The organism is Streptomyces sp. YIM 98790 (assembly GCF_011421595.1).
Taxonomy (GTDB): Bacteria; Actinomycetota; Actinomycetes; order Streptomycetales; family Streptomycetaceae; genus Streptomyces.
Map to the genome: position 1 here is coordinate 1 of NZ_WTLH01000192.1, position 10,711 is coordinate 10,711.

Here is a 10,711-nt window from a genome sequence, read left to right on the forward strand (position 1 = left end):
TGCCGGCACCGGCACCGGCTCCACCGGACGCAGAGCCGCCGCCGCGCACCGTCGGCGCGAGCGCCGCGGCGGCGCCAGAGCCGTGGCCGGCGCGGTGCTGGGCGTGGTGCTGCTCGGGGTGGCCGTGGTGGAACTGGGCAACGTGCCGCTGCCGGGCACCAGCCACTCCCGGGACCGGAGCGCGGCACCGGGAGACGGGCCGCACGGCGGCGGGGCCGAGAGCTCCGGCGAGGCCGCGCAGGACTCCGCCGGCCCGGGCCAGGACGGAACCGGGGTGGCCGGCGGCCAGGAGACCCCCGGGGCCGGGCAGTCCGGCAGCCGGGACGAGGAGCGGGCCGGCGACGAGGAGAAGAAGAAGGAGCAGGAGAAGCAGGACGAGGAGGAGGACGAGGAGCAGGCGACGGAGAGCGAGGAGCCCGCCGAGGAGCCGGGGGACGGCGGCAGCGGCGGGGCATCCCCGGGGCCGGAGCCCACGGCCACCTCCCGGCCCTCCCCCTCGTCCTCACCGGAGCCGGAGCCCTCCACCAGCGCGCCGCCGTCGCCCCGGCCGTCCGGGACCGAGTCCGAGGACCCGCCCGAGCCGACGGACCCGCCGGACACCTGCTTCCTCTTCTGGTGCACCTGAGGCCGCCGCCGCGGCGGGGTTGTCGGAGGGTGGCCTTATGGTGGGCCGCATGTGCGGACGCTATGCCGCGAGCCGGGGGCCCGACGAACTGGCCGCGCTCTTCGACATTCAGCACTGGGACGGGCAGACCGTGGGCGCCGACTGGAACGTGGCGCCCACCAAGGAGGTGTACGCGGTACTGGAACGGCCGCTGAAGGACGGCGGCGGTCCGGCGCCGGTGCGGCAGCTCCGGGCGCTGCGCTGGGGGCTGGTCCCGTCCTGGGCCACGTCACCGGACCTCGGCGTCAAGATGATCAATGCGCGGGCCGAGACGGTGCACGAGAAGGCCGCCTACCGCCGGGCCTTCGCGGCCCGCCGCTGCCTGCTGCCCGCCGATGGCTACTACGAGTGGGCCACGGCCGCCCAGGAGCGGCAGGAGGAGGAGAAGGGGAAGCGGAAGCGGCCCCGCAAGCAGCCGTACTTCGTGACCCCGGCGGACGGCTCGGTGATGGCCATGGCCGGGCTGTTCGAGTTCTGGCGGGACCGCAGCCTGCCCGACGACCATCCGCGCGCCTGGTGGACGACGTGCACGGTGATCACCACCGAGGCGGAGACCACGCCGTACGCCGGCGCCGGGGAGACGGCCGGGGACCGGCCGGTGACGCTGCACGACATCCACCCGCGGATGCCGCTGATGCTGCCGGCGGACCGCTGGGACGCCTGGCTCGATCCGGCGCAGCGCGATCCGGAGCGGCTGCGCGAGCTGCTGGCCCCGCCGCCCCCCGGTCTGATGCGCGCCTACCCGGTCGGCCGTGAGGTCAACAGCACCGCCAACAACGGCCCCGGACTCGTCACCGAGATCCCCGAACCCGAGGACACGACCCTCTTCTGAGCCTCTTCTAGCCTCTTCTGAGCCTCTTCTGAGCCACGCCTGCGGCGCCCGCCCCCGTCGCGGCGCCGTGCCGGTTCGGCGGCGGGGCTGCGGCGGGGCTGCGGCGCGTCCGGCCGCGGCGGGGCGGGCGCGCGGCCGCGGGGGCTTAGCGTGGGGGAATGAGCTCTGAGGTGGATGTGCCCGCCGCGCCGGAGACGGATGCCGCGGTGGAGACGGAGGCCGCGGTGGTGGCCACGCCGCGCGGGGATGCCCGGATCAGCTGGCATCGCGCGGTGGGCGGGGCACGCGCCGTGCTGGTGCTCGGGCACGGTGCCGGCGGCGGGATCGAGGCCCGGGATCTGCGGGCGCTGGCCGCGGTGCTGCCGAGGGCCCCGCACCGGGTGACGGTCGGCCTGGTGGAGCAGCCCTGGCGGGTGGCGGGCAAGAAGATCGCGCCCGCCCCCGCCGCCCTGGACGAGGCCTGGTCCGCGCTGTGGCCGGCGGTGACCGAGGAGGCCCGCGGCCTGCCGGTGATCGCCGGCGGGCGCAGTGCCGGAGCACGGGTGGCCTGCCGCACCGCGCGGGCGCTGGGCGCCGCCGCCGTGGTCGCGCTGTCCTTCCCGCTGCACCCGCCGGGCCGGCCCGGGCGTTCCCGGGCCGGTGAACTCGGCGGCGCCGGCGTCCCCGTCCTGGTGGTGCAGGGCGGGCGTGACCCGTTCGGGCGACCGGAGGAGTTCCCGGCCGGCACGGATCTCGTCGAGGTCCCGCACGGCGACCACTCCTTCGCCGTGCCCGCCCGCGCCCCGCTGGACCAGCAGGCCGCGCTGGCCCTGCTGACCGGCGCGGTCGCGGACGCGGTCACCGGCCGCCTGCTCGGCTGAGTGCGGTACCGGCGGCGGCCGGGAATGCGCCCGGCGGCGGCGGTGTTCTGCCATACGGACGCACCATCCAAGCCCCCGCCCGCCGCCGCCGGGACATCCGCCCGGCGGACGCGGACCGGCCCGAAAGCGAGGATCAGCCGCATGGGATCGACAGCCTGCCCGCCCCGCCCCGAGTCGCCGGAGACCCGGGTGGACTGGGGCACGCTGAGGCGGGCCGCCGACCGCCCGTCGCGAGCGGAGGACCCCGGTCGTCGTCTATTCTCCGAAGCGAACAGCAGCGAGCCGGCCAGTGCCCGGTCCGCAGCGGGTCCGACTGAGGAGGTGGGTCCGGTCGCCACGGCCGATGACGGGAGCGTCGAGGAGACCCCGGAGCAGCGCAACGCGCGCTTCGAGCGGGAGGCCCTGGAGTTCCTGGACCAGATGTACTCGGCGGCGCTGCGCATGACGCGCAACCCGGCGGATGCCGAGGATCTGGTGCAGGAGACCTACGCCAAGGCGTACGCCTCCTTCCACCAGTTCCGGCGCGGCACCAACCTCAAGGCGTGGCTGTACCGCATCCTCACCAACACCTTCATCAACTCCTACCGCAAGAAGCAGCGCGAACCGCAGCGAAGCGCCGCGGAGGAGATCGAGGACTGGCAGCTCGCGCGCGCCGAGTCGCACACCTCCAACGGGCTTCAGTCGGCCGAGTCCCAGGCACTGGACCGCCTGCCCGATTCGGATGTGAAGCAGGCGCTCCAGGCCATCCCCGAGGAGTTCCGGATCGCCGTCTATCTGGCGGATGTCGAGGGGTTTGCCTACAAGGAGATCGCCGACATCATGGGTACTCCCATCGGCACGGTGATGTCCCGGCTGCATCGCGGCCGTCGTCAGTTGCGCGACATGCTGGAGGACTACGCGCGGGAGCGCGGCCTGGTCCCCGCAGGGGCGGAGAAAGGCTCGGGATCATGAGTTGCGGCAAGCCCCACGAGACCGACTGCTCGGAGATTCTGAACCATCTCTACGAGTATCTCGACAGCGAGATGCCGGAGGCCGAGCGGAAGAAGTTCCAGGTGCACATGGAGGAGTGCTCTCCGTGCCTGGAGAAGTACGGCCTGGAGCAGGCCGTGAAGAAGCTGGTCAAGCGCTGCTGCGGGCATGACGAGGTGCCCGCCGACCTGCGCACCAAGGTCATGGAGCGGCTGGAAGTGATCCGCAACGGCGGGGCTTCCTCCTCCGCCCCGCTCACCGAGCAGCCCGCCGACTGAAGGGCGGGTCCCCGCTCCGCCGCTGCCCGGCCCGTCCGGCCGCCGCGTCCCGCCCGTGCGGACGCCGTGTGCGGACGCCGGGTGTCGCCGCGGTGGCCGGGGTCACTCGGACGGGGGAATACCGAGGGGGGTGGGCAACGCACCCGCGTACGCCTGGCGTCTCCATAGTGTGATGCTTCACAAAACGCCGTGCGGCCGGTTCCACGACTGGCACATGCTGAGAGCTGAGAGCAGACTCCTGCGCGCGGGGTTGGCGATCTCCCCCCGCGGACAGGAGAACTCTCGACGTGACGGCTACGAGGCGGGAATCAGGCAGGACATCGTGAGAATCTTCGGCAGGGCGGTCAGGCCGGCCAGACAGCGGCCGTGCACCGACTGGCGGCTGGCCACGCGCCGCGCGTTCTCCCTGATCGACGCCGGCCGGTACGAGGACGCCGGCGCGTTGCTGACGCGAGCCGCCGATCTGGAGCCCTGGCTCTCCGATTCCTGGTTCAATCTGGCGCTGCTGCACAAGTTCCGCCACGACTGGGAGCAGGCCCGGGCCGCCGGGCTGCGCGCGGTCGCCCTGGTGGAGCGGGAGTCGGGCGCGCCGGAGTGGTGGAATCTGGGCATAGCGGCGACCGCGCTGCACGACTGGCCGCTGGCCCGCCGCGCCTGGCAGGCCTACGGCCTCCTGGTACCGGGGGCGGGCGATCCGGCGGCGGCGGTGACCGAGCCGGCGGGCATGGAGCTGGGCGGTGCCGCGGTGCGGCTGTCGCCGTCGGGCGAGTCCGAGGTGGTGTGGGGCACCCGGCTGGATCCCGCCCGGATCGAGATCACCAACATCCCGCTGCCGTCCTCGGGCCGGCGCTGGGGCGAGGTGGTGCTGCACGACGGCGTGCCGAACGGCGAGCGCACGGTGACGGAGGGCGGTGCCGGGGGCCGTACCACGGTCTACCCGGTCTTCGACGAGCTGGAGCTGTGGGCGCCGTCCGCGGTGCCGACCTGGGTGGTGCTGCTGGAGGCGGCCCGCCCCTCGGATCGCGATGCCCTGGAGAAGCTGGCCGCGGACGCCGGATACGCCGCCGAGGACTGGACCTCCTCGGTGCGGCTGCTGTGCCGGGCGTGTTCGGAGAGCCGGATGCCGTCGGTGCAGGGTGAGGGCCCGCCGCCGCACGATCCGCACGACCACAGCGCTCCGGGCCGCCCCGGGCCGCTGGGGCCGGGCGGGACCGCGCTGTGGTCCCCGGAGCGGGAGTGCGGGCTGGCCGCGCCCGCCTCACTGGTGCAGGGCCTGCTGGACGGCTGGGTGGCCGACAGCCCTGAGACGCGTTACTGGCGGGATCTGGAAGAGGTCTGCTAGCGGCGGCCGGCGCCGCCGGGCGGCGGGGAGCGCGGCGACCGGGCCCCGTGCGGGGCAGCCGGCACGTGCCCCGGGCCGGTGCGCGCGGCAGGGGGAGTCCCGCGCGGCAGGGGGAGTCCGTGGGGGAGAAGAGTCTGCCGACCGGGCCGGTCCGCCTCTGCCGGGGGACCGTAAGCTGTTCCCGTTGCTTCCGACTATTACCGGCCATCACCTCAGGAAGGCAGATCCGGGACCATGGCACAGCACCAGACCGAGCAGCGGACCGGCGAGGGCACCGAGGAGGACGCCGGGCCGGTGTTCGTCGACGACACCCAGGATGCCGCCGAGCGGGAGCGTGCCCACCGGGAGCGCGGCACGGTCCGCCCGATCACGGTGGTGGGCAATCCGGTGCTGCACAGGGAGTGCCGGGAGGTCACCGAATTCGGTGCGGAACTGGCCGCCCTGGTCGACGACATGTTCGCCAGCCAGCGTGCCGCCGAGGGCGTGGGGCTGGCCGCCAACCAGATCGGCGTGGACCTCAAGGTCTTCGTCTACGACTGCCCGGACGACGACGGCGTGCGCCATGTCGGCGTGGTGTGCAATCCGGTGCTGGAGGAGCTGCCGGCCGACCGCCGCCGGCTGGCCGAGGAGAACGAGGGCTGTCTGTCGGTGCCGACCGCCTACTGCGAGCTGGCCCGCCCCGACTATGCGGTGGTGCGCGGCCAGGACCTCCAGGGCAATCCGATCCGGGTGCAGGGCACCGGCTACTTCGCCCGCTGCCTCCAGCACGAGACGGACCATCTCCACGGCCGCCTCTACATCGACCGGCTGTCCAAGCGGGACCGGCGCAAGGCGCTGAAGATGATGGAGGAGAACACTCCTCGCTATGAAACGGTGCCCAATGACTGAGCGCGTCCGCGTGCGGTTGCCGCGCGGCTGAGCGGAGCCGGGCAGGGCCGCTGTCCAGCGGCCGTGCCCGGCCGGCGGGTGCCGCGGACCGGCGGCGCCGGGCAGCTTTTCACTGGGCCGTCCACTGGCGTTTCCCGGCCGTGGTTGACGCGGGTAGAGCAGCGGGGGCACCCTGCTGGTGCCCGGGCACGACACCCCCACAGTCCGAAAGGCACCACCATGTCCAGACGGATGTCGCGACTCCTGCTGTCGCTTGTCATGCTCTTGTCAGTCGGGTTCTTCTCGGCGGCTGCCTCCGGCACCGCCGCGGCCGACTCCTGCTACACCTTCCCCCGCACCCTCAGCCGGGGCATGTCCGGTTCGGACGTGGCCCAGCTCCAGATCCGGGTCGCCGGCTATCCCGGCTACGGCGCGGTGCTGGCCATCGACGGCGACTTCGGTCCGGCCACCGAGGCGGCGGTGCGCCGCTTCCAGTCCGCCTACGGCCTCTCCGTGGACGGCGTCGCCGGCCCGCAGACCTTCAACAAGATCTATCAGCTCCAGGACGGCGACTGTTCCACGGCCAACTTCACCTTCTCCGAGCTCAACAGGTGCAACAGCACCTGGTCCGGCGGGGCGGTGAGCGCGTCCGCCGCCAAGGAGAACGGCCGGCGGGCGATGTGGAAGCTCCAGGCCATGCGCCACGCCCTGGGCGACCGGCCGCTCTACGTCAGCAGCGGCTTCCGCTCCTACTCCTGCAACAGCGCGGTCGGCGGCGCCTCCAACAGCCGCCACCTCTACGGCGACGCCGTGGACCTGACCGGCAGCCACTCGCTGTGCACGCTGGCGCAGCGGGCCCGCTACCACGGCTTCAACGGCATCTTCGGGCCCGGCTATCCGGGTCACAACGACCACACCCACGTCGACACCCGGGCCAGCCGCGCCTGGTCCGCGCCCAACTGCGGTATCTGAGCGGCCCCGTGCCGCGACCCCTCCCGTGAAACCCCCGGTCCGCCCGGCCGCCCGCAGCGGCCGGGCGGACCGCCCGGTCCCCGCCGTCCCGACAGGGAGAGAACCCGGTGCGCATCCCCCCACGCATCCGTGCCGCAGCCCGTGCCGCAGCCCGTGCCGCATCCCGTCCCGCCGCTGCCCTCGCCGTCGCCGCCACCGCCGCCGGGCTGCTGGCCGGCTGCTCGGCGGAGCCGGACGCCGCCCCGGAGAACCCCGCGCAGACCACTCCCTCGACGGGCCGGGCGCCGGGCGCCGACAGCCTGGCCGCCGGGCTGGCCTTCCCCATGGACCGCTACCGGATCACCGACGCCGACCAGCGCACCCTGGAGCTGGCCCGGAACGCGCTGATCACCACGTGCATGAGCCGCTACGGCCTGGACTACACCCCGCCCGGGCCCGCACCCGCCTCCGGACTGCCGCCCTACGCCCACCTCTACGGGGTGGACGACCCCGTCCACGCCTCCGTCCACGGCTACCGGCACCCCGCCGACCTCGACCCCCACGCCTACTCCCGGGGCGAGCCGGAGCTGTCGGCCGAGGAGCGGCTCGTGCTCCACGGCGATGAGGAGAGCGCCCGGCCCCCCGAGATCACCCACGACCCGGAGGGCGAACAGCCGGCCGGCGCCCACCGGACCGGGGAACCCGGGTCCGCCGCCGACGCCGACGCCCACACCCACACCCACAGCGACGCCCACACCCACAGCGACGCCGGCGCCGACGCGGACACCGAAGCCGGCGCCGAGGGGGCGCCGGCGCCCGAGGTCAACGGCCGGCGGGTGCCGGCCACCGGCTGCTACGGCGAGGCCCAGCTCACCATCAACGAACCCGGTACGGACTGGGTGGACCCCACCTTCATCCACCAGCTGGAGGACGAGGCGGGCCACGCCGCCGACGACGATCCCCGGGTGGCCGAGCTGCTCGGGGAATGGGCCGCGTGCATGGCCGGCCGCGGCTACCCCGACGCCCGCAGCCCGCTGACCGCGGTCGAGGACCTCGGCCTGACCGACATCATGGACCAGGCGGCCATCGCCGCCGCCGAACACGACGTGGCCTGCAAGAAGGAGACCGGCCTGGTGGCGCGGTGGGCGGCGGTCGACGCCGAATACCAGGAGCGGGTGATCGCCGAACACGCCGAGGTGCTCGCCGACTACGAGCGGCAGCACGGCGAGCGGATGGAGCGGGCCCGCGCCGTGCTCGGCCGCTGAGCGCGAGCACCGGCCCCGCCGGAAAACGGGCCGGAAACGGTCACCGCGGGCAGCCGAACGGGCGGGCGCCGCCCGCCCGTTCCGGCTTCCTCCCCGGACGCCGTACGGTCACCGCCCGCGGAAACGGGCACAAACGGGCACCATCGACGCTGTTCCCTCCCTGGTGACGGCCTTGGTTCATCGGTAAAACTCCTCCTGTCGGCCCGAACGGGCACCCCGGAACGGCCGGCGAGCCGGTCAGTGCCGAGAGGCGAGAGACGAGCGAGGTGAACCGTGCCGTGAAAGCCGAGGAGCGCCAGCGGGAGATCCTCACCGCCGCCCGTCGCGCGGGCTCGGTCGACGTCGCCGGACTCGCCGACCGGCTGGGCGTGGCCCGCGAGACCATCCGCCGCGACCTGCGGCTGCTGGAGGACCACGGCCTGATGCGCCGCACCCACGGCGGCGCCTACCCGGTGGAGAGCGCGAACTTCGAGACGACCCTCGCTTTCCGCACCACCATGCACGTGCCCGAGAAGCGACGGATCGCGACCACCGCGGCCGGGCTGCTCGGCGACGCCGAGACGGTCTTCATCGACGAGGGATTCACCCCTCAGCTGGTGGCCGAGGCACTGCCCCGGGAACGCCCGCTCACCGTGGTCACCGCCTCCCTGGCGGCGGCCGGCGCGCTCGCCGACCGCGACGACGACCGCATCACCGTGCTGCTGCTCGGCGGCCGGGTGCGCGGCGGCACCCTGGCCACCGTCGACCACTGGACGGTGCACATGCTGGCCGGCTTCGTGATCGACCTGGCGTTCCTCGGCGCCAACGGGATCTCCCGGCAGTACGGGCTCACCACCCCCGACCCGGCGGTCGGGGAGGTGAAGGCGCAGGCGGTGCGGTCCGCCCGGCGCCGGATCTTCATCGGCGTGCACACCAAGTTCGCGGCGGTCAGCTTCTGCCGCTTCGCCGAGGTCACCGATTTCGAGGCGATCGTGACCAGCACCCGGCTGCCCGCGGCCGAGGCGCACCGCTACTCACTCCTGGGCCCTGCCGTCCACCGCGTCTAGCCCGCCGGCCCTGCTCCTTCCACCCGCCCCGCAGACCCCAGTTGCCCCGACGGGCCGGCGCGGCATGCCCGCCCGCCCGTGCACCGGAACCCCTCCCGAGAACCGGAGCCGCACCATGATCCCCTCCCGCTCCCCGAGACGCCCCGCCCGGCCGCTGTGCCTGCCCCGGCCCCTGCCCCTGCTCTCCCTCACCCTCTCCGGCGGCCTGCTGCTCACCGCGCTGACCGCCTGCGCCGGGGCCGGCGGCTCCGGCGGCGGCTCCTCCGACGGCGAGTCCATCAACGTCCTCATGGTCAACAACCCGCCCATGGTGGAACTGCAGAAGCTCACCGCCGAGCACTTCACCGCCGAGACCGGCATCGAGGTCAACTTCACCGTGATGCCGGAGAACGAGGTCCGCGACCGCATCAGCCAGGACTTCTCCAACCAGGCCGGCCAGTACGACGTGGCCACCATCTCCAACTACGAGACCCCGATCTATGCCCGCAACGGCTGGCTGCACGAACTCGACCCCTACCTCGCCGAGGACGAGGACTACGACGCCGCCGACATCCTCACCCCCATGCAGCTCTCGCTCACCGGGGACGACGGCAAGACCTACGCCCAGCCCTTCTACGGCGAGTCCTCGTTCCTGATGTACCGCACCGACGTCTTCGACGAGCTGGGCCTGACCATGCCCGAGCAGCCCACCTGGCAGCAGGTCGCCGACCTCGCCGGGCAGATCGACGAGGCGCGCGAGGACATGAAGGGCATCTGCCTGCGCGGCCTGCCCGGCTGGGGAGAGGTGATGGCCCCGCTCACCACCGTGGTCAACACCTTCGGCGGCACCTGGTTCGACGCCGACTGGAACGCCCGCCTCACCGACCCGGAGTTCCGCGAGGCCACCCGGTTCTACGTCGACCTGGTGCGCGAGCACGGCGAAGCCGGCGCCGCCCAGGCCGGCTACGCCGAATGCCTCAACAACATGACCCAGGGCGCCACCGCCATGTGGTACGACGCCACCGCCGGAGCCGGCTCCCTGGAGGCCGACGACTCCCCGGTCAAGGGCAGGATCGGCTACGTGCCCGCGCCGGTCGAGCAGACCGACTCCTCCGGCTGGCTCTACACCTGGGCCTGGGGCATCCAGAAGGCGTCCGGCAACGCCGACGCCGCCTGGGAATTCATCTCCTGGGCCTCGGGCAGGGAGTACGAGGAACTCGTCGGCGAGGAGATCGGCTGGGCCAACGTCCCGGCCGGCAAGCGCTACTCGCTCTACGAGAACCCCCGCTACCAGCAGGCCGCGTCCGCCTTCTACGAGGTGACGCGGGACGCCATCGACAGCGCCGACCCGGAGAACCCCGGCGTGCAGCCGCGCCCGGCCCCCGGCATCCAGTTCGTCGGCATCCCCGAGTTCACCGACCTCGGCACCCGCGTCTCGCAGGAGATCAGCGCCGCCATCGCCGGACAGCAGAGCGTGGACGAGGCGCTGGAGAAGTCCCAGCGGATGGCCGAGGAGATCGCCGAGGAGTACCGCGGCCGATGAAGACCACCCCCCTGAGCGCGGCGGACGGCTCTCCCCGCCCCGCCGCCGCCTCCCCGGACGCCCCCGCCGGCGGCAGCGGCCGGGCGCGCGGCCGGAACGGGCCGGCCCCGTTCCC

The 10,711-nt window shown here is 73.7% G+C and carries 11 protein-coding genes; all 11 read left to right on the plus strand.

The features are described 5' to 3' along the window. On the plus strand, positions 1 to 625 hold a 625-nt coding region (locus GQS09_RS23570; RefSeq protein WP_165989468.1), incomplete at its 5' end, for a hypothetical protein. A gap of 49 nt (positions 626 to 674) precedes the next feature. Further along, the gene (locus GQS09_RS23575) at positions 675 to 1,496 is read left to right on the plus strand and encodes an SOS response-associated peptidase (RefSeq protein WP_165989470.1); all 822 of its coding nucleotides are present in this window, start codon (positions 675 to 677) and stop codon (positions 1,494 to 1,496) included. Between the two features lie 158 nt (positions 1,497 to 1,654). After that, positions 1,655 to 2,356 (plus strand): alpha/beta family hydrolase, encoded by a 702-nt coding sequence (locus GQS09_RS23580; protein WP_207958196.1) that lies wholly within the window; start codon positions 1,655 to 1,657, stop codon positions 2,354 to 2,356. Between the two features lie 141 nt (positions 2,357 to 2,497). Next, complete coding sequence (locus GQS09_RS23585) at positions 2,498 to 3,307, plus strand: sigma-70 family RNA polymerase sigma factor (protein ID WP_207958197.1); 810 nt, start codon at positions 2,498 to 2,500, stop codon at positions 3,305 to 3,307. Next, positions 3,304 to 3,603, plus strand: coding sequence for a mycothiol system anti-sigma-R factor (gene rsrA, locus GQS09_RS23590; RefSeq protein ID WP_165989474.1), 300 nt, complete (start codon positions 3,304 to 3,306; stop codon positions 3,601 to 3,603). Before GQS09_RS23585 ends, rsrA begins: the two co-directional genes overlap by 4 nt. Positions 3,604 to 3,925: 322 nt before the next feature. Then, positions 3,926 to 4,945 carry a tetratricopeptide repeat protein gene (locus GQS09_RS23595; protein WP_165989489.1) on the plus strand — a complete coding sequence of 340 codons (1,020 nt, stop codon included), beginning with the start codon at positions 3,926 to 3,928 and terminating at the stop codon, positions 4,943 to 4,945. Positions 4,946 to 5,179: 234 nt separating this feature from the next. Continuing rightward, positions 5,180 to 5,833, plus strand: a complete 654-nt coding sequence (gene def, locus GQS09_RS23600) for a peptide deformylase (RefSeq protein WP_165989476.1) — start codon at positions 5,180 to 5,182, stop codon at positions 5,831 to 5,833. 219 nt (positions 5,834 to 6,052) lie between these two features. Then, the gene (locus GQS09_RS23605) at positions 6,053 to 6,784 is read left to right on the plus strand and encodes a D-Ala-D-Ala carboxypeptidase family metallohydrolase (RefSeq protein WP_165989478.1); all 732 of its coding nucleotides are present in this window, start codon (positions 6,053 to 6,055) and stop codon (positions 6,782 to 6,784) included. A gap of 107 nt (positions 6,785 to 6,891) precedes the next feature. Next, the gene (locus tag GQS09_RS23610; RefSeq protein WP_165989481.1) at positions 6,892 to 8,028 is read left to right on the plus strand and encodes a hypothetical protein; all 1,137 of its coding nucleotides are present in this window, start codon (positions 6,892 to 6,894) and stop codon (positions 8,026 to 8,028) included. 278 nt (positions 8,029 to 8,306) lie between these two features. Continuing rightward, positions 8,307 to 9,074, plus strand: coding sequence for a DeoR/GlpR family DNA-binding transcription regulator (locus GQS09_RS23615; protein WP_165989483.1), 768 nt, complete (start codon positions 8,307 to 8,309; stop codon positions 9,072 to 9,074). Between the two features lie 118 nt (positions 9,075 to 9,192). Next, positions 9,193 to 10,596: an ABC transporter substrate-binding protein gene (locus tag GQS09_RS23620; protein ID WP_399552589.1), complete on the plus strand. Its 1,404-nt coding sequence runs from the start codon at positions 9,193 to 9,195 to the stop codon at positions 10,594 to 10,596. The last annotated feature ends 115 nt before the right edge of the window (positions 10,597 to 10,711 follow it).

Excerpts from the sequence above, each read along its gene's own strand:
- GQS09_RS23585 (WP_207958197.1), top strand. The coding sequence starts at position 2,498 with ATGGGATCGACAGCCTGCCCGCCCCGCCCCGAGTCGCCGGAGACCCGG.
- rsrA (WP_165989474.1), top strand. The coding sequence starts at position 3,304 with ATGAGTTGCGGCAAGCCCCACGAGACCGACTGCTCGGAGATTCTGAAC.
- GQS09_RS23575 (WP_165989470.1), top strand. The coding sequence starts at position 675 with ATGTGCGGACGCTATGCCGCGAGCCGGGGGCCCGACGAACTGGCCGCG.
- GQS09_RS23605 (WP_165989478.1), top strand. The coding sequence starts at position 6,053 with ATGTCCAGACGGATGTCGCGACTCCTGCTGTCGCTTGTCATGCTCTTG.
- def (WP_165989476.1), top strand. The coding sequence starts at position 5,180 with ATGGCACAGCACCAGACCGAGCAGCGGACCGGCGAGGGCACCGAGGAG.
- GQS09_RS23580 (WP_207958196.1), top strand. The coding sequence starts at position 1,655 with ATGAGCTCTGAGGTGGATGTGCCCGCCGCGCCGGAGACGGATGCCGCG.